The organism is Clostridium sediminicola (assembly GCF_050402865.1).
Lineage (GTDB): Bacteria > Bacillota > Clostridia > Clostridiales > Clostridiaceae > Clostridium_AF > Clostridium_AF sediminicola.
Genome location: NZ_BAABMF010000004.1, coordinates 220,572 through 244,474, shown reverse-complemented (window position 1 = coordinate 244,474; position 23,903 = coordinate 220,572). Strand labels below are relative to the sequence as shown.

Genomic DNA, 23,903 nt, shown 5'->3' with positions numbered 1-23,903 from the left:
AAAAGTTCCCAATTATAAACACTCTAAATAATTAACCAATAAGATAATAATTGGTGCTGCAAAAAGCATTGTAATTGCATATTTCAGATTATATTTAAAAGTTACATTAACAGTCTTTTCGCCTATAGTGTCTGCAACTATAACTGCAAAAGGAACAAAGGGAGAAATGCTCATGGCAATATACCAACAAGTTAGTAAAGTTAATGCAAAGGCGACATTTGATAATCCTATAATTCCAGGTGTAATAGTAAGTGCTAAGGTAGTTATTGTAACCATCATATGAACCCCACATAAACTTAACAACATTGTTGATAATATAAAAATTTGAATAATTATATACAAAGGGAAATTATTTAGATAAACCAGTACACTTCCAATATTTTCTTTAATGGGAGTATAAGCTACCATTGAACCAAGAAAGCTTGTTGAAATTAAAAATGGTAAAAAAGTTCTAAATAACTTTCCATTGATTTTAAATATTGCCCATGTTTAATTGGAAAAGAAATCATAGGTATAGCAACAAAGAGTACCGGTATACCGATACTCTTTATTAAACTATTATACCAAATATCAAAACTAAGATTATATTTAAATAAAATCAAGTGTGCCACACAAAGGGAAATTAGCGAAACATATAATTGAAAACCTCTTGTCATACTAAGGGATGACATTAATAAAAACAACATACTTATGGATGTAAAGAATACAAATATACTATCCTTTAGGACCCCAAATTCATTTACATAAACTAAAATAAAAATGAAATACATACTAATATAATATATCTTTCTCATCAAACTAAACCTCCATTATATTAATTATAAAAGTTAAGAGATTTATAATCATCCATATCGATAATTTTATATCATCCAAATAGAGAGAGGTCTCATATTCAAAGGCGCTCTATAATGTCCGTCATTATCCCATGCTGCAGGAGTTCTAAACTGTAAACCAGTGTTATCATAAATCAAATTCCTAATATTATTTGATAGTTCTCTTGCCTCCTCATTAAAACCAAATTCTAGTAACATATCAACTAAAATCCAATTTGAACCAACTAGAACTTCGTTTACTTGCATCTCATCTCCGCCATCTTTTTCATATTTACATTTTCCAGGCTCAGCTACTAACAACGCACCATATTTACCATCAGCATAAGCCTTAACATTATTCTCATATATACTTAAAATATGTGATTTTATCTTCTCATCTGGAAGCAAGTTATTAATACCCGCTTTTTTCGCTAACAAAATACCTAATAATGAATCTGTCATAGTAGCATTCTTATATTTTCCTAGTTCATTGGTATTGTAGTACTTTCCATTCCAAAGAAGATTAGTAGTTTTCTGGCTTTTAACTAATTTATCATCATAATATGAGACTGATGTATCATTGAATTTTTCAGCAAGTTTCTTCATAATTGCCCAAGCAGCAACACATAAGCCACCACAATAAATAGAAACTCCTTTCATGTCTAGATTATCCCAAGTACTATCCCCAAATTCTGTATGTCGTGGAACTCCTATGTCGAAAACATCTTGTTTTGCCACAAAATCCATGATAATTTTCATAATTTCATACTCTTTCTCTGTAATCTCCTCTTTGCATAAGCTTTTATGCAAATAAAAAGCACAAACGAAAGATGGATTATGATCTATCCACATATTGGGATTATCTCTAAAGTTATAACCATTTAATCTAACAAATAAATCTTCTGCACAACCTCCGAAATCATGTGGAAGTTTTCCATAAACTAAGTTGTCTTCTTTTTTACCATTTCTATAAATCATATTTTTATGGTTATCAGCTAAGATTGCACTTGATAGATAATCCTTAAAAACACTTTCTGCAAGTTCTGGCCAATTCTTAGTAAGTGCAGGAAAAGCATAAACCCATAAATCAAGAGTATTATAATAATAATATCCAGTATCAAAGCCTTCTAATACACCATAATGAATTTTATTATCAAGTTTTTTTGAATCCTCATCATGTCCATCAACTGGATCAGTAACTAATGTTGAACCTCCACCCGGTACAAAATAAAGTTCATTGATCTTTGCACCTAATACTTTTTTATCTAAAATTTCATTGTCATTAAAAACTGAATCATGGTATATATCAATTTGTTTTAACCATTCTTCATTATTTTGTAATGCATAATTTGCTAGTTCAAGAGTCCTACTGCAATCTTTTTCGAAATATTCTGTATATGCCTTATACCAGCTTCTTCCCATTCCAAAAGTTGTAATAGGCATGTCCATAGTAATACCAAATACTAAAGATGCTTCTTTGCCTAATAACTCAGTTTTTGCTGCTACTGCGCTACAAATAGGCTCATGCCAATGAGCCTCCCAACCTTCACAATTATTGCTAAGGGCTCCTTTGCTTTGAAAATCATACTCAACTTTACCAATAGTTTTTAACTGGTCTTTATCCTGGAATCCAGTAGTCATTTTAGATTCTCTAAAACAGCAATCAAAAGACGGAGTCCATTGATCTCCAGCATCCATAGAAATCATAATATTTCCATTCATATCTTGTTTTCTATTTCCAACCATAGTTTTACATTGCATTATGTGTATAATATTATTGTCTTCATATTCAACTTTTCCTGTATTACCACCATTTTGATGTGATGGCCAAAGCTTATCCTGTCTCTGTTCACTTGTCATATAAGAGTTTTTCCATCCCAAAAGATTAGGCCAGCAAAGTCCAATACTTACATCTACTTTAGATTTAGTTTTAGGAATTAAATGAACATTAAATAATGTAATAGGTAAAATTGAATCTTTATAATTATGCGGAATCATTGGAGAGTAATATTCTAAAATTAATTCAAAGGGCATATCTTCTCTATTATATTTTTCATATACTTTTGGAAAAAGCGCAGTATATTCTACATCATTATTACTAAAGTCATCCTTTGAGATTCTAATCTTTTTATAACTTATTTTACTATCACATTCCCACCTAATCATAAAAAAGGCAGAATCAATAGCTTCATTGATATGTACACCTTGTTGTAAATGCCAACGACTAAAATACCCCAATGCATCTCTTGAAAAATTTGAAGTACCAATTCCTCCTAAAAATGGACCATTTATAGGGCCGTCATCATGGCTTCCTACTTTGGGTTTATATGGAGGATTACAGTCTTTATTTTTAACATGTTGAATTCCATAATCCAAAGCATTTCTATAAGTTTCTTGGGAATAATAATTACTATTTTTATCAAATCTGAACGAAAAACCATATTCCTTTGCCTTTTCAAATCTTTCAAAAGTATTTTTCAATAACATAACTGTTTTCTCCTTTTTCAATTCTTTAAAATGGTTAGAATGTCTATATTTAGTTTATAATACTTGTTTAGTATTTACAAACTTCCATATCTAATAATTTACCTAAGATTTCAAGTTCCTCTGCAACATTTGCATAAATAACAACAAAGTGGGGTTCCCATCCATCTTTAACACTTCTATTTACTAATTCTCCTGCATCTGAGTCAGTTTTAATAACTAATGATGTTCCGCAGAATTGTTTCGGTACGTCTAGTGCTTCCCCAGTAGAAATAAAAAATCTAAATTGCCCATCTGGTTTTCTACCAATCCTAAATATAGTAATTTCATCAGCTGGTTTACATCCAAATTCCATTGTTGGTCCTACTTTTCTATTAGGATGAACACCTATTTCGCAACCAATATCCTGTCTAGCTAAAGAACATGCTGCTGTTCCGCAGTGCCAAAAAGTCACAGTATTATCTTTTTCGTCTAATGATACAGGATCTCCAAAGAAAGTTGGTCCCCCAGATAGTTCTATTCCTATATACATTGAAATTGCACCAAACAAGTCTGATTCACAACTTGCTGCAATATTTATATCATTTAACATCCCAAGTACAGCACAAACCGGTGTACCATATTCCACAAAATAATCTGGCCAGCATCTAGATGCTAAAGCTTTGATGTTTTTGGAATCTATAAATTCTTTATAGGCTTTGTAAAGTCTTGCAAAAGCATCTACATTTTCCTCAGGTAGTTTATCTAAACCGATCATTTTAGATCTTGCTTCTGTCAAAACATCTTCATATTCTTCTTTTTTATATGTTTTAGCTTTTAACATTAATTCTCTAGCTTCAATAGATTCTAAATTTGATCCGAAAGCTCTTGTAACTTCTGAATCTAATGCTCTACCAAAACCAAATCCTTGAGGAGTTTGTCCAATAGCCGCAACATTTAATGAACGTAAAGATTTTTTAATCTGTGCCGCACGAATTGTTGCTTTAATTTTTGAAATAACTTTTTCTTCAGTCGGTGCACCAAATATATATTCAAAATTTTCTCTTCCTAAATGGTGCATAGTATTTCCTGCTGAATATGCACCTGTTAAAGAATTTAATCTAAGCCTTCCGCCATCAATTACAGGTTCTCTTAAAGTCCACAGAAGTATAGGACAGTCAAAAGCTCGTAGAACCTCACTAGCATAAGCTGAATTAGCAAAGGTATTGTTTTGCAATACAATTAAATCTGGATTAATTTCTCCTAAATAAGATATTAAATCATCAATATTTAGTAAAGGCTCTTCAGGATAAACACCTTTATCTGTTAATGATTTCATCATCTCTATTGATTTTTGAAACTGTTTATTTGCACTCTCTAGATGGAAAGTTGGTACTCCTATTGGAATATAAGCAACTTGAAAACTTGACATAATTTCATCCTCCTATTATAAAAACATAAAAAATCCTGATATCAACAACACGCCATAAACAACTTTTATAAATACTTTTTCATCTATAGAATTATGAGCCTTGTTACCTAATAACATTCCCACAACTAAAAAAGGAATAGTACATAGTAATAGCTTTAATACAGATCCTGTTATAAGACCACCATAAATATTTTTACCAATTATTACAGAATTCAAGGATAGCCAAAGTAGGCATATGGTAGCTCTAAAATTACTTTTGTTTGGAAGAGCTTTTGAAGCATATATAACTACAAATGGTCCGCCGCTTCCAAAAGCACCATGTATAATTCCTCCTAAAAATAGAATAAGGTTCATCACATATTTATTTAATGAAATTGTTTTAGCATCACTTCTAAAACTTGTGTATAATCCTCTAATGGAGACCACAATCATAAATACTCCAAGTATCCATTTCAATATATTTTCAGGAAGTTTACTGAAAAGTATCATCCCTATAGGAAGTCCTAACCCTACGAATGTTACAATTCTTATAAACTCCTTCCATAAAATATTTTTAAAATCAATGATAATTACATAAAGCGCTAATATCCATGCCAGGATAACTAATGTGGGAACTGCCGTTTTAATTCCAACTAGTAAAACACAGAAAGGAAGGGCCAAGACTGTGCAGCCAAAACCCGTAATCCCTTCAAGAAAATGAGTAATTAAAACTACCACTCCAAATAGTAGTATAGATACTAAAGTCATATTATTTTAAATCCTTGTACATCTTAATTAAACTTTCCTTATTCATAGCCACAGGATTGTTTAACATATTGGGATGCATACTTAGTTCTGCTAAATTTTCAATATCTTCATCTTTTATTCCGGCATTAGAAAGTGTAGTTTTTACATTTAGTGCTCTTTTTAGGTTTGAAATTTCATCAGCCATTTCATATGCATCTTTAAAACCTATTTCTTTTGCAAAATTATTAAGTCTTCCATTTTCAGCTTCTGCATTTATTTTTGTAAAGTAATCAAGAGTGAAAGCACAAGCTTCCCCGTGAGGCATATGGTATAAACTTGTTAATGGGAATGAACAAGCATGAGGACCTGTGGTTTTAGGCAAACCAAAAGCTAGTCCTGCCAATAAACTTGCTTCACACATTTTTTCTTTTGCTTCTATATCATTTGCATCGTTATATGATCTTAAAAGATATTTAAATACAAGTCTAGTTGAATGTTGTGCTACTGCATCACAAATTGGTTGGTGATGCTTACTCCAAAAACCTTCAAGTGCATGAGCTAAAACATCTAATCCTGTTGAAGCAGTTACAAAATTAGGCACTGTAGTAGTAAGGATTGGATCAACTATAGCACACAATGGGTAAAAGTTATCACTTACCAAAGGAGCTTTCTTGCCTATATGTGGATTTGAAAGAACTGAAACAGGTGTAACTTCACTTCCAGTACCAGCAGTAGTTGGCATAGCTATCAGTGGCAAATGATTCTTTGGTAATTTCTTTTCCCCGTTGTGATAAGGAACTATTGAATCTTCAGTCATACAAATGCTGGCAGCAGCTTTGGCACAATCTAAAGAACTTCCACCTCCTAAAGCAACGACAAATTCCAAATTATTTTCTCTGATCAATTTAGCACATGCATCCACATTATCAACAGTAGGGTTTGGAACTATGTCTGAAAAAACCTTTATTAATAACCCCTTAGAATGTTCTACTATTTTATCAGCCATTTTATTTTCTAAAAATATAGGATCACTTACTAATAAACCATTCTTCAAACCTAAGTCTGTGAAAATATCATATAAAGACTCTATTTTATTATTACCAAAAATTATTTTAACGGGTTGAGAATACGTCCAATCCATCTTTACCACCTCTTAATTTTTTTCTTTTTCCAATTCGCTAACTTTATTGTAAGCATTTTTTAGAAAGTCTTGTCTCCAAGGTTCTAAATCTTGTGTAAATTCAGTATTTACAAAAGCATCTACCATTTCTATACCAAGCTCTGGTGCAACAATCCATCCGCCCATAGTCATTATATTAGCATTATTTATAGCTCTACATTTTTTTGCAGAATAAACACTTTCAACAGCAACTGCATAAACACCTTGATATTTGTTTGCAACTATAGCCATTCCAGCTCCAGTACCACAAACTAAAATACCTCTTTCAAATTCTTTGTTTTGAATAGCAGTTGCTATTACAGGTGCTACATCATAGAAAGGTTTAGGACTTTCAATGTCTTGAGTACCTGCATCTGTAACTTCATGGCCTAATTCTAATAAATGAGCTTTTACAGCCTCTTTTAAAGTAAAACCTGATTTGTCTGAACCAATAATTATTTTCATGTGAATCCCTCCATAATTAAATCATATAACTTCTAATTAACTTACATAAATCACAATACCCAGAAATAAAGGTTGAAAGTGTATCTCTAAAGCCATCATATTTTTCAAAATCTTTACTTTCCATACCCTTTTCATCAAATGCTTTATAAAACTCTGGTATTTTCCTTAGTTGTTCCATATATTTTTCATCTACACATTCATCTATTCTATTTAAAACTTCAATATCACAACCATTAAGCTTTTTATGCCATCCATAGTTGATAGTTTGTGCTAAATCTCCACCAATAAGTGTTGACCAATGGTAATGATTACGATTTGCAGCGGATAATAATCTAGTTCTATATCCTCTTTCTTTATAAATACGATATGCCTCTTTTATAACTGCAATTCCTGCCCACTCAAGACATTCAGGATCAACAATCATACCTGTTTTGTTTACATATCTCTTTAGACTGTCATCTGTTCTACCAATCATTATTGTGCAAACAGGTGCCATTTTTTCTGTAGAAAGTCCTTCAGCTTCTCTTCTAGCCATTCCTCTTTCTACCGCCTCTGCTACTGCCACTGCTTGAGCTACTGTGAATGAAACAGTTGCATTTATGCTTACCCCTTTATATGTAGCTTCTTCCATTGCTTTAATACCAGCTGCTGATGCAGGTATTTTAACTTGCATATTTTCCCCTAAACTATTAAGCATTAATGCTTGTTCAACCATTCTATCAGCACTTCTATAATATATTGCATTTGTTTGAATAGACAATCTACCTTTTTTCCCTTTATATTTTTCAAAAATAGGTAATAATTTTTTAGCTCTTAGTTCTCCCATCTCATGAATTAAAGCCCAAGTAATCTCATCTTCTGATGCCTCTGGCATTTCTTCAATTAATGCTTTAATACGATCTTCCCATATTGAAAGTTCACTTTTAATTACGTTCCCAACAATAATAGGATTGCTTGTTGCACCTACAATTCCTCTTTCTAAACCATAATTTAATTCTTCTTCACCACAAGAATCCATCCAAATATCTGTTTCAGGGAATTTAACTGCTGATTCATGTAATTTTCCTTTGAATTCACTCATACTACTTACCTCCAATTTTATAATATTACCTAAAATGTATAATTTTCTATAATTAATTTATGATTATTCTTTAACTGTGCCATCCCAAGCATCTCTAAATACGCCTAATCCATAATTAGTGAATGGATGCTCAAAGCTTGCTTGATAAACACCTATCCCACATGTAACTATATCTGCACCAAGAGCAGCAAATTCAGCAATTTGTTTGCCATTTCTTACTGCTGCTACTATAATTTCAGTTTTATAATCAAAATTTCTATAAATATCTACAATGTCAGCAATATAATCTGCTGTATCACCACTGTTTTCTTTCCAGCCAACAAATGGAGATACGAATTTTGCACCAAGTTTTGCAACAGGAATAGATTGTGATGCAGAGAAAACCAAAGTAACATTTGTACGAATTCCCATTTGTTCTAACTTTTTAGCAGCAATAAGCCCTTGTTCACAACATGGAATTTTAATAACATAGTTAGGTGAATAAGAAGATACTTCTTTTGCTGCTTCAACAATATCTTTCCATTTATCTAAATGAGGATTAATTTCAAATGAAACAGGAAATTTATCTATTCCTTCTATGCCCTCTTCTCTTATCCATTCTGCCACTTCTTTAACAACTTGCATGAATGGTTTTCCACTCATTTTTATATGTTTTGGGTTTGTAGTTACCCCATCGATACAATAATTCTCATATGCATATTTGATTTCCTCTAATTTGGCACTATCTAAAAAATATTTCATGATTTTTATCTCCTTCTTTTATAAATTTCATATTTAAGCTTTTCAATAAGGTACACTCTATCTTAATATTAAAACATCTTCTTCTAAGTATGTTTTTCCATCAATTTCAATAGGTATATACTTATAATTTCCTGTATAAGTTAAGTTTTCATATCCAGATTCAGTGATTAAAATAGTATTTTCTACTTTAGTACCTTGAACCGTCGGATTCCAACCATATGCCTCATTGGCTCTTACAGTATGGTCAACATCACTCATACCTTTTAACTCTCTTGGTACATACCCCGTTATGCCTCCTTGATGATGTAACTTCCATTCACCTTCAAAACTTTCTTCTTTATAAGCATTCATTGCCTTTTCAAATATTTCTCCAATATTTCTACCAGGTGTTGTATTTGCTAGGAAAGTTGCATCTACATAAGCAGCTGCCCTTTGGCGTCTTAGCATCTCGTCTCCTGGATGCTTTAATGCAACCATTCTAGTTGCAGAAGCTATTAATCCATCTCTTCTTGTACAAACAGCAATAAGTGCATAATTTTCTAATTCATTTCCTGCAGGAACTGGATGACGATAACTTAAAGCTCTATCATCAAATGCAACCAATATTGTAATAGGTTCTAAATCACTACTCCACATTTTTTTAGAAATTTCACCTGCAAGTTCATATTCTGTGATTCCCTGTTTTAAGTTATAACAAATTCCTTCTAAAATAACTGCTGTTGTCTTACATATATCACGATATCTTTCTATGTCGTAATCACTTAAAACAGTTCTTAATTGAAACAACTCTGAACTAACTGAACCTTCATCTAATATATCTTCTTTACCACATATTTCATTGATAATTTCAACTTTTTCCCTTGGGCTTTGCCAAGGATATTCTTTAAGAATTATGTCGGGATTTTCACCACATTGTTCTCTATACAATCTATTTACTTCAATATTATCAGCTACCAGATAAACCTTATCTAATGTAATGATTAAACTTCCACAGGCAGCTGTGCTAGCCAATCCAATAAAGCCTCTTCCACCAGTTAACCAACTAAAATGATTTTGGTTATTAATTATTAATCCTTTAGCCTGTTTATCACCAATTATTTTTCTTAATGATTTTATTTTCTGGCGGAAATCCTTTAATTTTTTTTCACTAATCATTACTCATTCCACCTTACCTTCTTCATTTCAATTGCTTTTTTTGCTGCTTCAACAATGTTACTTGCCTTTAACTGATATTTTTCTTTTAAGAATTCTGTAAAGCCAACTTCACCAAAATGATCTTTCACACCTACTCTTTGCATAATAGTAGGATAGTTTTCACCAAGAAATTCTGCTACTGCTCCACCAAGCCCATTAATAACTGAACCATTTTCTGCTGTAACAACTGCATTTGTTTTCTTAACACTATCTAGTAAAAGTTCTGTATCTAAAGGTTTAACTGTATGGATATTGATTATCTCTGCATCAATGCCTCTTTCTTTTAACATTTCTCCTGCTTCAATTGCTTCTGCAGTCATAATACCACTTGCTACAATTGTCACATCTTTACCTTCTCTTAATACAATTCCTTTTCCTAATTGGAACTCACAATTATCATCAAAGATCTGAACTGCATTTCTACGTAATAAACGAATATAAACTGGTCCATAGTGCTCCAAAATTTGTGGAAATGCTTTTCTTAATTGAGCACTATCTGTAGGTTCAAATATAACCATACCGGGAATATTTCTCATTATAGCAACATCTTCCATACTCATATGAGTACCACCATTTAATTCCGCAGTAACACCAGGATCACTACCCATAATTTTTACATTAAGTCCAGCATAAGCAACGGATAATGTTACCTGATCACATACACGCCTTGTTGAAAAAGGAGTAAATGTATGAGTAAATGGGATTTTACCCATTGCAGACATACCAGAAGCCACACCAATCATATTAGCTTCCGCAACACCTACATTGACAGTTCTGTTTGGGAAAGCTTCTTGAAAACGTCCTGTCCCAGCTGCTTTCATTAAATCAGCTTCTACAATAGCAATCCTTTCATCTTTTTTTGCATATTCTATTAATAAATCAACATAGGTTTCTCTCAACCATTTTTCCTCTAATACCATGTTATGCTTCCCCCTTTTTCAGCAACTCTAATGCCTTTTCACACATTTCTTCTGAAACTGCCATATTATGCGAAGCTATCATGTTTTCACAAAAATATCCGCCCTTACCCTTAACTGTGTCTAATAAAATCATGGAAGGTTTGCCTTTTATTTTCTTCGCAATATCAATAGCATGTAAAATTGCATTAATGTCATGTCCATCAACACTTTGAACATGCCAACCAAAAGCTTCCCACTTTAAATTTAATGGTTCTAATCCATTTACTTCTTCTACATATCCATCAATTTGCATTTTATTATAATCTGTAAATGCAATCACATTATCTAATTTTCTACTTCCACCTAGCATTGCTGCTTCCCAAATTTGTCCTTCTTGTGACTCTCCATCACCTATTATTGTATAAATATATAAGTCTTTACTGTCCATCTTTGCTGCAACCGCCATACCAATTGCAGCTGAAAACCCTTGTCCAAGAGATCCTGTAGACATATCAATTCCATTAGTTAATCTCATGTCACAATGACTTGGAAGATTTGTGTTTGGAGTATTTAGAGTGTCTAAATCTTTAATATCTAGAAATCCTTTTAATGCTAATGTAGAATAAAGTGCTGGTCCAGCATGGCCTTTTGATAATACGAAGCGATCTCTATCTTCCATTTTGGAATTCTTAGGATCAACATTCATCACATCAAAATATAGGGCAGCTAATACTTCACATATAGATAAGGAACCACCAATATGCCCCACTCCTAGATTTCCTATTGACTTAATAGTCAATTCACGTATTTCATTTGCTTTTTCGTAAATCATTTCAATATTTTTTTTCATATTATTCATTCCTTCTTTAAGATGAATTTTTATAAACTTTTGCATACTGATTAATTAACATTATATCGAAAACGATATTTTAGGGTATCTTAAGCCCAAAGTACAATTAACATATGAATATCTTCTAACATTTATAATATATATCTTTTCCAAGACCTTCTTTTGGCTTGTTAGTAACATTTTCATAAATATTAATATGAATATTATTGTAATTACTAAAATTGCAATACTTATTGGTCTTTTAATAAACATCTTCATGCTACCTTCAAATAAAATCATAGAACCAGTAAAGTTTCGTTCTGTAATTGATATTAATGTTGATCAATCTATTTCTTTAAAGGTTTCATTTACAATACCAATTATATCGTTTGCGATATAACCAGTCAACAATTTTTGTTATAATTTCCACTTTTTTATTAATCTAGGTTTAATGCAATAAATTTTTTAATTAATAATATTGTAGTATTCTTAGGAAATAATCCAATCCTAGTAAAGCATATTTTTGCTTTACTAGAACATTTTAATTATTTAAAATAAACGCTAAAATTTTGACACTTAAATCGTTATTGAGTCAAACAACGCTTTAAAGGGTGAATCTTTTCTATAAAATACGGGTATATTCCCAAGTTGAGCCGGAACCGTTACCATTCCGCCACTGTAACTTTCTTTGCTAAATAAGTGAATCCACTCATCTTCAGGCAAATACACTTCCCACTCCGTAACATTTTCTTTATATACCGGTGCAACCAGCAAATCTCTACCAAGCAGATATTCATATGCTATATCCAAGCATGCTTCCGCATCATAATGCATGAATAAAGGGCGTATAGCTCCGATACCCTTTGTTGCATTTTCTTCAACCACATGTCTAATATATGGCTTCAATTCTTTTCTTAATTGTGAAAAGGCCGCGAATTGTTTCAGGCAGTGATCACTGTCATCATATTGAAAATTCTCACTCGGTCTGTTGCACTCATGGGTTCTCATATAAGGTGTAAACACGGAATACTCAAGATATCTGAGCATTAATTCTTCTGTACGTACATTGTCAAACAGTGAAGTATATCCCCCGATATCAAAGTGTGTCAGTCCGTTACCAAGAAGCCCCAATGATATAGCTGCAGGTATCGTTGACGCCAAACCATCATGAATAGTGAAATCAACGCTTTGGTCACCGGCCCACATCAATGTGCAGTATTTTGCATTTCCTACACCGCCGGAACGCATAAAGTAGACTATCTCACCTAATTTTCCACTTTCTTTAACCGCCTGGTAATTGCATTTTGCCCAAAGGGCAGGATATTGATTGTGCATTTCAAATCCCCTTTTGCCATTGTAAAACAACGCATCTACAGGAATATACTCACCAAAGTCAGCCATCCAGCCACTGATACCCAAATCAATCATATTCTTTGTGATAATTTTCTTATACCATTCCATTGCTTCGGGATTGGTGAAATCTATCGTTCCGCAGAAAAATTCTCCGAAATCGCAAATATAAGCTTCACCCTTGGAATTCTTAATGAAATATTCATGCTCTAGGGCATAATCAAACAAATCCGTTCCTTCCAACAGGTATGGGTTGATATATGCCAAAAATCGAATATTGTCCTTTGCCAATTCCCCAATCAGTTTTTCAAACTCAGGATAGGCTTCGTCACTCTTTTCCCATTTCCAAAACAACCTTTTTCCAAAGGATGTAATTTTCTTGCCAACCCAATCCTGACACCATACGCCGTTAACATTAATGCCGTATTGTTTTGCCTGTTTCACCTTTTCATAGACTACATCGGTTCCCCCTTGCATACCCAAAGTTACGCCGTCCAGTAGCCAATCAGGCAACATAGGCTGGGTACCAAAGCTCTCAGTAACAATGTCCATAATATCAATAAAAGATGTACCGGATTTAATAAATATAGAATTGGGTTTTCCCCACACACAAATTTGTGTAGTTTCATCCTCGGAAAAATCAAAATCACTATAATAAGATGTATCCATATGAAAGATATACTTATCGCTTGATATAAATGTCGGCTGTGGAAAATTCGTTGTATAATAGTCCCCACCACCAATTCCCATTTGATCTGCCTGGAAGGTAATTAAAGAGGTGTGGTCACGACCCACTCCCGGTTCAGAGGTCCAAATTGGGAAATTGCGACCCTTAAGATTCAAATATGAAAACTGTTCACCACAACCGAAAAATCTTTCTTCTTTTCTTGATTTCAATACAAAGAACATTCGGTTGATTCTATCATCCATTTCAATATTATCAATGACAAAACTATTTCCTTGTAGCTTCATTTGCAATGTTACTTTATAGTCGCAGTTACTGAAGGTTGCACAATCACCATTGAAATCAACGTTCTTTAGGGGAATTTTTTCAATGGTTTTGTCTTTAATTTTAAAATCACCTAAATGTTGTTTAATTGATTCTTTCCCTATTCCTACATAAATAAATGGACAACTTTCCTTATGCTCGATGACTGCCACGCCATTACTGTAAATTGAAAAGGAATTATCTTTTTTTATAAGTTTCATAATGCACCTCGCTAAAATTTTTCAAACACAAAACACATCAGCCCATTGCTGCCATTTCTTCCTCTTATGCTTTGTTCATCTTTTCCACTTTCTTGTTAACCTTCATAAAGGAGTAAACAAGAACGGCTGTTAAAATTAGGATAATAAGGCTTACAGGACGTTTAAAGAAAATCATAATATCTCCATTATAAATAATCATACTGTTAACAAAGTTTTGCTCCATAATAGGGGCCAAAATCATACCCAGCATAATCGGAATCACTGAAATATCTAGTTTCATTAAAATATAACTGATGATTAGTATACCCATCATCAAGATAACTTCATATACAGAACCATTGGCAGCAAAAGCACCTGCAAAACAAAACGTAATAATCAAAGGTCCCAGATAGCTGTATCTTACTTGGACAATCTTTGCCACTTGTTTTGTGAAAACCAATCCAATAAAATATAGTAATATATTAGCAATCAAAATACCGAATATAATAGCATAGGCTGTTACCCCCTGCTTTGTAAACATTGTGGGACCAGGAATAATACCATGCAAGATAAATGCACCAAGCAAAATTGCAGTTACCCCGTCTCCAGGAATACCTAATGTAAGAAGTGGAATCATAGCTGTACCAACAATAGAATTATTGCTAGCTTCTGCTGCTGCAATTCCCTCTAGGCTTCCTTTTCCAAATTCCTCCGGGTGCTTTGATGCCCGTTTAACTTCGTTATAACAAAGAAACTGAGCAACTCCACCGCCAACTCCCGGCATGGTTCCGATAATTGATGAGATTCCCGTTGACCTGAGTATTGCAGGCATAATGGATTCTCTTTCCTTATTGGTTATACCTTCTTTATCGATTTTTGATATATCACCTAGGGCACCCTTTGTATTAATAAAGTCTCGCGCTTTAATCATAACCTGCGTAAGGGCTATAAATGCAATCATTGCAGGCATAATAGATAATCCTTCATATAAAAGCATGGTTTTAAAAGAAAATCTAGAAACCCCAGTGACACTATCCAGCCCGATGACGGAAATAAACAATCCTAAAAAACCACCAATAACCCCTTTAAAAATATTATCTCCACTTACACCTGCAATCAATGAAAGACCTAAAATAGCAAGGGCAAAATACTCTGTTGAAGTAAAATTGGATACCAATTTTGAAATCAACCCTGATGTAAACAAGAGGATCAGAGATGCTATGATACCGCCAATAACGGAAGCGAACAGGGATACGTCTAAAGCTTTTTTAACCTTACCTTTTTTCGCTAGGGGATATCCATCAAAAGTAGTTACTATAGCTGCATTGGTTCCAGGCGTGTTCAATAGAATTGCACTGATGGAACCACCATACATACCACCAACATATACGCTCAGCAAGGCAATGATTGCCGTTGAAGGTGAACTAAACGAATAGGTAAGGGGCAACATCAGTATGATTCCAAGTGTTACTGTAAGACCCGGAATACAACCCACAATCATTCCTAAAATAAGGGATAAAAAAATAACTATAAAATTGTATAAAGACAAGACTTCTAATAAACCACTCATTATAGTTTCCATGACTTAACCTCCAAATGCAGGAAGAGAAATGTTAAAAATCTCGATAAACAGGTAATAAACACCGATCCCTCCCAGTATTGTGAATCCATAAATAAAAAGTTTTCTTTCCCCAAGGGCAAAAAGCAAAATAGGTAAAACCACCACTACACTTACGATAAAACCGAATTTCAGCATAACAACCCCAAATAAAACCATAATACCAAGTATCGTTAGTGCTGCCTTTTCGATTTTAAAATCAAAAACAATAATCTTTTCTTTCTTAAAAACAAGACTTTGAATAATTAATGCAATAGAACAAATCAATGTACCCCATAAAATGATATAAGGAATAATACGCGGGCTGGGACCGCCGTTATCATATGCTGGGACTGCTACTTGCGAAGGAACCAACAAAATAAATATGATACTAAATATTCCAAATATTATCCCGCTGACTAAATTCGTCCGAATTTTCATTTCAAACCCCCTAAAATGTTTAAAATATAGGGAATTACAGCAGTAAAAATCTGTAATTCCCTTTTGTTTTTAAATATAGTACAATCAATTACTTACCGCTAAGCAATTCGAATGCATTAACTGCCTTTTCAATTCCAGAATCCATAGCCGCTTGAGCATCATCACCGTAAATTTCAAGACGGTTCAAGCCGATTTCACTAATCCAGTCACTGAATTCAGGTGCATTCCAAACTTCTTTACTGATTTCAACAACCTTGTCAGCCCATGCCTGATCCATTCCAGTACGGCCTGCAAGGAAGCCTCCTGCTGGAAGAATTGATCCTGAATAATCTTTGTTAGGATTAAGTGCAGCATGTCCATTATTTACTAATCCTGGAACAGTTATAGGACCATCAGGACCTACCAATCCTTCATATGGGTTTTCAGAGAATGCAAGAACTGGAATCAATGTTCCTGCTTCAACTTCTTCCATACCTGCTTGTGTTGTTCCGACAAATACGTCAACTTCACCATTTGAAAGACCTTGCTTTTGTGCAGCACCACCATCATAAGAAACAACTGTAACTTTACCACCTTCAACGGCTAACAAAGAACCAAGAGTTAAATGTGGGTCAGACAACGGATTACCACCAGACATTTTTAAATTTCCAGCTTTTGCTTTTTCTATTATATCTTCAAGAGTATCTCCAGGATTTGCGTAGAGAATCCAAGTTCTATCATCAACGCATGCTAACGGTTTGAATGCACTTAAATCATAAGGAACCTCTTCAGTACCGAAAGTTTTACCAAGTTCGTATCTATAAGCATTACCATATCCAAGTAAAAATAGTTCTTTTGCATTTTGATCAATATTTTGGAAGTATGCTGCTCCAACAAACCCGTCGCCACCAGTTTTTTGTTCTACAACGAATTCATACTCTGGAAATAATCCCCCTGCAACCTTTGCATACTTTCTACAAATTGCGTCAGCTGTTCCACCAACACCGTAAGGACAAATAACCTTAACAACTTCCTTTGTTCCCGATGAATCGGTTGAGCTGGACTCCGCTTTTGCAGATGAAGACTCACTGTTGCTCTTTTGCTGGCACCCTATCGCTGCAACCATCAAAGACATTGCCATTACTAATGCTAAAACCACCCTAAAAAATCTTTTCATATTTTTTTACCTACCTTCCTTTTATTATTTATATATTGTGGCAAATTTGCCATTTACCATCTCATTACCGTCAATATACACAAAGTATTCGATATCGTTTTCAATTGAAGATTTATAACTGGTGTTAGTCCTACAGATTGTCCTATTAATAAATTCCCATTTAACATTTTTAACTCTACAATAGTTTTTTTGCAATCCTTTACAAACTGGTTAAGTTTTTCATATTAAATCTGCGCCAATCTAAATGGAGTGTTGGCACCTCTAATTCTTTTTCTACTGCATTCATAATGTTCATTGTTCGTTTATTGTAAAGTAAATTTATTGATTTATCTAAAACGATAAATCACCTTTTCTATAATGTACCATTCCTATATTAAAATGTCAATGTTTTTTATCGTTTTAGATAAAAAACTTTGAATTTTTCCAATTCAATAATTTAAAACTCTTGTGGAATACCTTATAAATCATATCTATAAAGCAAAAAAGCAAAACAAAATTGCGAATGAAGCCACAATTTTGTTAACATTCTCCATCAGACTACTTAAGATTGCATTCATCAGCATTAACGCCAATTAATTGTATTAGTCACCTAAAAAATGCACTCTAGATAACCCATGCAGAAATTATGTAAAATAAACACTTTTAAGTTCGATTTTTATCGTTTGCGATATAATTAGTTAATAAATTACTTCAAATTCACATTAATTACCTTCAACTTCCATAAATTCCTTTTCCATAATAAGCATTGCAGCCCCTATAGCTCCTGTATATTTTTCGATGGTAATACACTCGACATCAAAATTTTTAATCAACACAGGCGTAATATTTTCTTCTAAAGTCTTATAAACCTTATCCGAAAATAGCTTTCCTCCAAGACCACTTCGACTAGCTACAATCACTCTCCTAGGATTTAAAGTAGCTAATACCGGTGCAAGACATTGTCCTAAATACATAGCCACTTCCTCCAAAAGATTTTTAGCATCCTGGTCTCCTTCTAATACACTTTTTACAAATAGTTCCATACTAATCTTGCTAAAATCTCCATGAATTTGTTTTTTCATATCTCCAAAATAACCAAACATCATTCTTTCGATAATCTTAGTTTTTATAGCTTTAAATGACACTTCAGTATCAACACATCCTTTTCTTCCACAAGAACACATCCTGTCCCCATTAACAAGTCTCATATGTCCAATTTCGCCAGCATTTCCGCCATTACCTTTAAACAGCTTGTTATCAATAATCGAAACTATTCTCATTCCGTATTCCATAGATACTAATACAAAATCATCAGATATTTCTCCACATTTTAGCCATCGATATGCTACAGCAAGGGTGTTTACATTATTTTCGATAACAACCTCATACTTAAACTCTTTTTCGATAATTTGTTTTACCATAACATTATCCCAACCTTTTATGTAAGGATAATCCAATCCTATTCCACTCTCACTATCAACATATCCAGGCAACCCAATTCCTATTCCCAAAACTCTATCTAGTCTTTTTCCTAGAAATTTTAGAGCATCACGTATATTCTTTTTAATCAAGTTTATAACTACATCAACTGTTTTTTCATCATAAATCTTATCCCTGAACTCATATATCACTTCAAATTCAAAATTAATCACAACACAATTCATTTCATTAGCATTAAATTCAACACCAATAAAAAATTGACCATCTGGATTAATATGTAGCCAAGTAGGTTTTCTACCTGCTTTTACCGCTACGCATTCTTCTTCAATTAATAACTTATTCTTTAGCAGATCATTAATTGTATTTAGCACAGTAGTCATACTATAGGATGTGATTTTTTTGACATCATGCCTAGAAACTTCATCTGTATAACGAATAGTTCTAAGAATTTTATTTCTTTTCATATTTTTTCGATTTCCAACTAACCCTTCTTCCATAATCCCCCTCCTCACCTATCTCTTCATGAATATATTATAGAGTATCCTTAAACTTGATGTCAATATTTCATATCCATAGGCAACATCAAAGAACAAACTTAATTAGTAACAACCCTCACAGGAATGTCATCAACTTAAGAATACACAATTAAAAAACCACCATAGTGGTGGTTTCAAATACTATCATAAAAATTAATCATATTTTATTACCGAATCTAAACATAAATCTCAAATATATTTTTTCCATCAGTACTTATTTTTTCTTCTTTGAACTCTTTATTTTTATTAAAGTTAAAGATTAGTAAATACCCTTTATCCAAACCATGAATATCTAAATAATCACAAAGCTGTTTTATTCCATCTTCATGATACTTAGAACCTCTCCATATTTTCATTTCAATAATATATTTAAAATTATTATAGGTTATTACTAAGTCCAATCTTTTTTCTTCTGATATTTGGACTTCTTTAAAATCAAAACCAGTCCCATTAATTATAGGTTTTATAAATGCTAAAAATAATAACCTGCCATGATGCTCTATAAACTCCTGGTCTTTAGATGAGTATTGTTCTTTCATAAATTGTTGAAATCTTTTAAGAATTTTTTCTATATCAAGCTCTCCATTTTCTTTTATAAAGCTTGACTTAATGTTGTATAAACTCATATTTTTAGCTGTTGTTCTTATCTTTGATATCATATAATTATATATTATTTCCTCAAATATCTTGCTACTTATTTGTACTCCTTCTTCACCTTTTTTAAATATGCCATAGGTTAGTCCTATGCTTATTGTTGGATCTAATGGGTTGAAAATTATTTGCTCACCTTCAATTAAAATTCTCTCTGTTAATTCATAAAGTTCATTATTATTTTCTAAATTTTTAACTATACTTTCAAATAAAGTATTGACTTCTTCATTAATTATTTTAACTGCTTTTTTAACTACTTCTTTAGTCCAAGGCTTTTTACAATCTTTATTTATTTTTTCATCTATAATCTGACAAAGTCTACTTACTAAATAAGGGTATCCATTTGTAAAAAAATATAATTCATCACTAATTGATTTAATATCAAAGTTTAAATTATTAACTTTTAAATATTCTTCTAACATTGTAGAAATCTCTTCTGGTAAAAAACTCATTTCTACATTAAAATCAACTGCTATATTCCATGGAGAATTATACTTTGTCTCTTCTTCAGATCTCAGCTTTAATTTTAGACTTTTAACATCATACATTCCAGCTAGAATAACAGATTTAAAAGTATAATCTTTACCAACTTCCCTAGCCAAATATTTATTTCTAAGCATTCCTATAAAACTTAAAAACAGTTGGTTATTTGAACTTTTATCTACTTCATCTATAAATAAAATAACTTCTTTTGAAGCTTTCTTAACAAAGTTGGTTATTGCCCTAGATAAATCTTTTATATTATGTACATTATTAGCTAAAGAAATAAGTCTTCTACTCTCTTCTTCATCAGTTAATTCTATATTCTCACTTAATAGTTCAATAAAAACCTTTGAAAACTCTTCTTCATCTTCAAAAACTTTATCTCCAATTCCTTCAAAGCTAATACTTATAACTAAATATTCTTCTCCAAGAGCATTAACTAGCCCATTTAAAGTTGTTGTTTTACCATATTGTCTTGGTCTATTTATAGTAAAATAAAATTCATTATCTATTAATTCTCTTATTTTGTTAAGCTTATTGCTTATATCAACCATATAATGTTTTCTTGAAACACAAACTCCAGTGCTATTAAATCTTTTTTTCATAAACTTAAGATTACACCTCCGTTCTTATATCCTTAATTATATCCAAGTAATCATTTTTTAACAATATAAAATATGGTGTATTTAAATACATTGTATCTATCCTGAAAGCTCAATATTGAGTTTTCGGTGGATAATCAAATTCACTTAAAATTTCCTTTGCAAACCCATCGTAAACCATGTCATCACTATTAGAATTAAAGTTATAATAAGGGTGATTTCCAATAATAAATTTTTTAAACAACATTCCATTTTTTGAAATATATTTTTCGCTACTGCCATTATCCCAAATGATTATTACATTGCCATCTTTCACTGACCATTTTCCTGCATAGTAGGAATCAGCCCCTTCATTCATAGAAACTTTTCCTGTTTCTAGCAAAGCAAAATTATAAGAACATTGAACTTGATCTTTCATGTAATCATATTTTTCTATAAGATGAAAATTTTCATCAAAAAATCCACCACCATCATTATCAAGGCAATAAGATCCTGCAAATGACGATTTATTATTTACAGGTTGAGTATTATCTGCTTTAAATTCAGTTGGTTCAGCATTATCTTTTGTTAATACTAAGTTTAAACTTTGATTATTAAAATTTAATTCACTAATACATAAATCATTATATTTAGTTCCTTTGTAAATTTTGGTAATAACTATCTTTACTCCAGTTATATCATGAAAATTAACATCACAGTTTTGCATAGTTAGTGTATTGTCATCAAAATTAAAATACCTTTTATCCCCCTTTGAAGATATAATTTCTATCTCTGCCACTCTATTATTCTTATTATAAGAGCTTTCACTTTTGGAATACCCATTAGCCAATTGTAAACTATCTAAGTTAAACTTTTCATTGCTATTAAAGGAAATCCATTCACCGATACCATCCCCCTTAGTGCCTTCAACCCACGCAGTAGACATATCACTATTAGAAATATTAATAATGCTATGTACATTTGTTTTTCCGCTAACTGTTTCCTGAAGTGTAGAAGATGCTTCTACAGTAAATGTTATTTTATCAATTTCTACAATATCACTTACTTCTGGTTCTTCTATTGAAATATCTGATTTTTTGTCTGAAATATTATCATTAGCTTCAATAGATGATGAGTTGATTTTAATAGCTTGTTCATGAGTTTTTCCACAACCTGTAGTCATTACTGTGATAGCTATAAGTCCAATACATACCAACATAGTAATTAATCTTTTATTCATATTCATAAAACACTCCTTATTTTACAATGATATCTAAATTATATTTTATCACAATTTTACAATTTTCTTTGTCGACTTATGGAATAGAAAAACAAAAAAAAGCAGTCGAAGTAACTTTACATCACCTCAACTGGCTCACCAAATTTATTATGATTTACATATCCTTATCCGTAAATCTCAGCACCTCAATATTAATAAGTGTATTTACTCCATCTCTGCCTTTAACTGAGTCAGTTACTAGAGTAACATCATTTTTTTGCTCTACAGTATATTCCCTTGAAGCACCATGAAACTGTACAATATCATGACCAGATTTACCATCGATTGTATTTACGCCGCTATTTACCATCAAGATATTGTCAAGTGCATTTGCAGAAATACTACTATCGTTAGTACCAGTTAAGGTGACGCACTGAAGATATTGTGACTTTGCTGTATAGGGTTTGTCCTCAGCACGTGTCATAACAAATTCACCGTTAAATGATGGATCAATTCTCATCATCTGTGTGATATTTTCAGGTAAAAAACTCTCAAGTGCTGCTTTGCCCATTGGATCTTTAGCTGTAATTTCATTACGATTTTTTGCACAATAGGTTCCCCACATTCCTCCTTTTCCATCAGTCCAAGGTTCCCAGAGACCATAGTAGCTGTCAATTACAGAAACAATGTATTCCTGTTCAAGACTGCCCTCTTTAGAAAGTTCCTTAAGCCAACTAGCTGAATTCAAACCCCAAAGACCTTTTTTACCCCAATCAGATTCATTTGCTGGAAGAGCATTGTTCTTTCCTTGTGCAATAATTTTTGAAATTTCAGGATTTGCTCCCGGATTTTGCATCGTACCAATACCGTAATCGTGAACCATGTGGAAAATTTCCTCAAAGGATGCATCGCGATGCTCATAATCGCAGTCGATATACCATTTTGATCCAACATTTGCAATTTCCATCTGATTCAAATTCTGACCGAGCATCATTGCCCTTGACGGTGTTTTACCATCTCTGTCGGCTCCATTAGGTATTATTAGTGTAGTTCCAGTTTCCGACATTCTATTTGCTATAGTTGTCTTATCGATTTTGTCATTACTTTTCAAATAAAAACTCAGCATATCGTAGGCATATAAAAGCTGTTCATCTGTGACCTTGTCCATTGCAAGCAGACGAATTGGCTTACCATTTGGTGCTGTATAGTCAATATATTTACTATAAAATTTCTTTGCTGCACCGCTCAACGCATCCGTACTACGCACTATATCATATTCGTCTACATAATTGCTGTAGTTCGGATTACTAATACTTTGTTCTGTTTTCCATTTAGGAATATCAAGTTTTTCCACTGAAACCTTTTTAAATCCTAATCCCCAAAATTTCCACGCTGCGAAATTGAATGCAAGCAAAACAACGATAATAATAGAAATAATGATTTTCTTTTTATTCAAATTCCAAATCCCCTTTATATCTTTT

General features: G+C 32.5%; 20 protein-coding genes. All 20 read right to left on the bottom strand.

What is annotated here, in order from left to right:
* Nucleotides 1–12 precede the first annotated feature (12 nt).
* A complete protein-coding gene (locus tag ACQ3F0_RS09895; RefSeq protein WP_428865068.1) occupies nucleotides 13–276 on the bottom strand; it encodes a hypothetical protein in 264 nt (87 codons plus the stop codon).
* Between the two features lie 155 nt (nucleotides 277–431).
* Nucleotides 432–794 carry a hypothetical protein gene (locus tag ACQ3F0_RS09890; protein WP_428865067.1) on the bottom strand — a complete coding sequence of 121 codons (363 nt, stop codon included), beginning with the start codon at nucleotides 792–794 and terminating at the stop codon, nucleotides 432–434.
* A 66-nt stretch (nucleotides 795–860) separates the two neighbouring features.
* A complete protein-coding gene (locus ACQ3F0_RS09885; protein WP_428865066.1) occupies nucleotides 861–3,299 on the bottom strand; it encodes a GH116 family glycosyl hydrolase in 2,439 nt (812 codons plus the stop codon).
* Between the two features lie 67 nt (nucleotides 3,300–3,366).
* Nucleotides 3,367–4,707 carry a fucose isomerase gene (locus tag ACQ3F0_RS09880; RefSeq protein ID WP_428865065.1) on the bottom strand — a complete coding sequence of 447 codons (1,341 nt, stop codon included), beginning with the start codon at nucleotides 4,705–4,707 and terminating at the stop codon, nucleotides 3,367–3,369.
* 15 nt (nucleotides 4,708–4,722) lie between these two features.
* Nucleotides 4,723–5,454, bottom strand: a complete 732-nt coding sequence (locus ACQ3F0_RS09875; RefSeq protein ID WP_428865064.1) for a sulfite exporter TauE/SafE family protein — start codon at nucleotides 5,452–5,454, stop codon at nucleotides 4,723–4,725.
* Nucleotide 5,455: 1 nt separating this feature from the next.
* Nucleotides 5,456–6,574 carry an iron-containing alcohol dehydrogenase family protein gene (locus tag ACQ3F0_RS09870; protein ID WP_428865063.1) on the bottom strand — a complete coding sequence of 373 codons (1,119 nt, stop codon included), beginning with the start codon at nucleotides 6,572–6,574 and terminating at the stop codon, nucleotides 5,456–5,458.
* 12 nt (nucleotides 6,575–6,586) lie between these two features.
* Complete coding sequence (locus tag ACQ3F0_RS09865; RefSeq protein ID WP_428865062.1) at nucleotides 6,587–7,057, bottom strand: RpiB/LacA/LacB family sugar-phosphate isomerase; 471 nt, start codon at nucleotides 7,055–7,057, stop codon at nucleotides 6,587–6,589.
* A 16-nt stretch (nucleotides 7,058–7,073) separates the two neighbouring features.
* Complete coding sequence (locus ACQ3F0_RS09860) at nucleotides 7,074–8,138, bottom strand: transaldolase family protein (protein ID WP_428865061.1); 1,065 nt, start codon at nucleotides 8,136–8,138, stop codon at nucleotides 7,074–7,076.
* 63 nt (nucleotides 8,139–8,201) lie between these two features.
* Nucleotides 8,202–8,879 carry a transaldolase family protein gene (locus tag ACQ3F0_RS09855; protein WP_428865060.1) on the bottom strand — a complete coding sequence of 226 codons (678 nt, stop codon included), beginning with the start codon at nucleotides 8,877–8,879 and terminating at the stop codon, nucleotides 8,202–8,204.
* A gap of 57 nt (nucleotides 8,880–8,936) precedes the next feature.
* Nucleotides 8,937–10,034, bottom strand: coding sequence for a M24 family metallopeptidase (locus ACQ3F0_RS09850; protein ID WP_428865059.1), 1,098 nt, complete (start codon nucleotides 10,032–10,034; stop codon nucleotides 8,937–8,939).
* Nucleotides 10,034–10,993 (bottom strand): transketolase family protein, encoded by a 960-nt coding sequence (locus ACQ3F0_RS09845; protein WP_428865058.1) that lies wholly within the window; start codon nucleotides 10,991–10,993, stop codon nucleotides 10,034–10,036. The genes ACQ3F0_RS09850 and ACQ3F0_RS09845 overlap by 1 nt, the downstream gene beginning before the upstream one ends.
* Nucleotide 10,994: 1 nt before the next feature.
* On the bottom strand, nucleotides 10,995–11,822 hold the full coding sequence (locus ACQ3F0_RS09840; protein WP_428865057.1) for a transketolase: 828 nt from the start codon (nucleotides 11,820–11,822) through the stop codon (nucleotides 10,995–10,997).
* Nucleotides 11,823–12,377: 555 nt separating this feature from the next.
* Nucleotides 12,378–14,360 (bottom strand): alpha-glucosidase, encoded by a 1,983-nt coding sequence (locus ACQ3F0_RS09835; protein WP_428865056.1) that lies wholly within the window; start codon nucleotides 14,358–14,360, stop codon nucleotides 12,378–12,380.
* Between the two features lie 64 nt (nucleotides 14,361–14,424).
* On the bottom strand, nucleotides 14,425–15,921 hold the full coding sequence (locus ACQ3F0_RS09830; RefSeq protein ID WP_428865055.1) for a tripartite tricarboxylate transporter permease: 1,497 nt from the start codon (nucleotides 15,919–15,921) through the stop codon (nucleotides 14,425–14,427).
* Between the two features lie 3 nt (nucleotides 15,922–15,924).
* On the bottom strand, nucleotides 15,925–16,377 hold the full coding sequence (locus tag ACQ3F0_RS09825; protein WP_428865054.1) for a tripartite tricarboxylate transporter TctB family protein: 453 nt from the start codon (nucleotides 16,375–16,377) through the stop codon (nucleotides 15,925–15,927).
* Nucleotides 16,378–16,465: 88 nt separating this feature from the next.
* Nucleotides 16,466–17,533 carry a type 2 periplasmic-binding domain-containing protein gene (locus ACQ3F0_RS09820; RefSeq protein WP_428865053.1) on the bottom strand — a complete coding sequence of 356 codons (1,068 nt, stop codon included), beginning with the start codon at nucleotides 17,531–17,533 and terminating at the stop codon, nucleotides 16,466–16,468.
* A gap of 701 nt (nucleotides 17,534–18,234) precedes the next feature.
* A complete protein-coding gene (locus ACQ3F0_RS09815) occupies nucleotides 18,235–19,449 on the bottom strand; it encodes an ROK family protein (protein ID WP_428865052.1) in 1,215 nt (404 codons plus the stop codon).
* A gap of 215 nt (nucleotides 19,450–19,664) precedes the next feature.
* Nucleotides 19,665–21,227 carry an AAA-like domain-containing protein gene (locus tag ACQ3F0_RS09810; protein ID WP_428865051.1) on the bottom strand — a complete coding sequence of 521 codons (1,563 nt, stop codon included), beginning with the start codon at nucleotides 21,225–21,227 and terminating at the stop codon, nucleotides 19,665–19,667.
* A gap of 109 nt (nucleotides 21,228–21,336) precedes the next feature.
* On the bottom strand, nucleotides 21,337–22,449 hold the full coding sequence (locus ACQ3F0_RS09805) for an NADase-type glycan-binding domain-containing protein (RefSeq protein ID WP_428865050.1): 1,113 nt from the start codon (nucleotides 22,447–22,449) through the stop codon (nucleotides 21,337–21,339).
* Nucleotides 22,450–22,597: 148 nt separating this feature from the next.
* On the bottom strand, nucleotides 22,598–23,878 hold the full coding sequence (locus tag ACQ3F0_RS09800) for a hypothetical protein (protein ID WP_428865049.1): 1,281 nt from the start codon (nucleotides 23,876–23,878) through the stop codon (nucleotides 22,598–22,600).
* Between the last annotated feature and the right edge of the window lie 25 nt (nucleotides 23,879–23,903).

Excerpts from the sequence above, each read along its gene's own strand:
- ACQ3F0_RS09885 (WP_428865066.1), bottom strand. The coding sequence starts at position 3,299 with ATGTTATTGAAAAATACTTTTGAAAGATTTGAAAAGGCAAAGGAATAT.
- ACQ3F0_RS09810 (WP_428865051.1), bottom strand. The coding sequence starts at position 21,227 with ATGAAAAAAAGATTTAATAGCACTGGAGTTTGTGTTTCAAGAAAACAT.
- ACQ3F0_RS09830 (WP_428865055.1), bottom strand. The coding sequence starts at position 15,921 with ATGGAAACTATAATGAGTGGTTTATTAGAAGTCTTGTCTTTATACAAT.
- ACQ3F0_RS09855 (WP_428865060.1), bottom strand. The coding sequence starts at position 8,879 with ATGAAATATTTTTTAGATAGTGCCAAATTAGAGGAAATCAAATATGCA.
- ACQ3F0_RS09870 (WP_428865063.1), bottom strand. The coding sequence starts at position 6,574 with ATGGATTGGACGTATTCTCAACCCGTTAAAATAATTTTTGGTAATAAT.
- ACQ3F0_RS09860 (WP_428865061.1), bottom strand. The coding sequence starts at position 8,138 with ATGAGTGAATTCAAAGGAAAATTACATGAATCAGCAGTTAAATTCCCT.
- ACQ3F0_RS09845 (WP_428865058.1), bottom strand. The coding sequence starts at position 10,993 with ATGGTATTAGAGGAAAAATGGTTGAGAGAAACCTATGTTGATTTATTA.
- ACQ3F0_RS09850 (WP_428865059.1), bottom strand. The coding sequence starts at position 10,034 with ATGATTAGTGAAAAAAAATTAAAGGATTTCCGCCAGAAAATAAAATCA.
- ACQ3F0_RS09880 (WP_428865065.1), bottom strand. The coding sequence starts at position 4,707 with ATGTCAAGTTTTCAAGTTGCTTATATTCCAATAGGAGTACCAACTTTC.
- ACQ3F0_RS09890 (WP_428865067.1), bottom strand. The coding sequence starts at position 794 with ATGAGAAAGATATATTATATTAGTATGTATTTCATTTTTATTTTAGTT.
- ACQ3F0_RS09835 (WP_428865056.1), bottom strand. The coding sequence starts at position 14,360 with ATGAAACTTATAAAAAAAGATAATTCCTTTTCAATTTACAGTAATGGC.
- ACQ3F0_RS09825 (WP_428865054.1), bottom strand. The coding sequence starts at position 16,377 with ATGAAAATTCGGACGAATTTAGTCAGCGGGATAATATTTGGAATATTT.
- ACQ3F0_RS09840 (WP_428865057.1), bottom strand. The coding sequence starts at position 11,822 with ATGAAAAAAAATATTGAAATGATTTACGAAAAAGCAAATGAAATACGT.
- ACQ3F0_RS09865 (WP_428865062.1), bottom strand. The coding sequence starts at position 7,057 with ATGAAAATAATTATTGGTTCAGACAAATCAGGTTTTACTTTAAAAGAG.
- ACQ3F0_RS09805 (WP_428865050.1), bottom strand. The coding sequence starts at position 22,449 with ATGAATATGAATAAAAGATTAATTACTATGTTGGTATGTATTGGACTT.
- ACQ3F0_RS09875 (WP_428865064.1), bottom strand. The coding sequence starts at position 5,454 with ATGACTTTAGTATCTATACTACTATTTGGAGTGGTAGTTTTAATTACT.
- ACQ3F0_RS09820 (WP_428865053.1), bottom strand. The coding sequence starts at position 17,533 with ATGAAAAGATTTTTTAGGGTGGTTTTAGCATTAGTAATGGCAATGTCT.
- ACQ3F0_RS09815 (WP_428865052.1), bottom strand. The coding sequence starts at position 19,449 with ATGGAAGAAGGGTTAGTTGGAAATCGAAAAAATATGAAAAGAAATAAA.
- ACQ3F0_RS09895 (WP_428865068.1), bottom strand. The coding sequence starts at position 276 with ATGGTTACAATAACTACCTTAGCACTTACTATTACACCTGGAATTATA.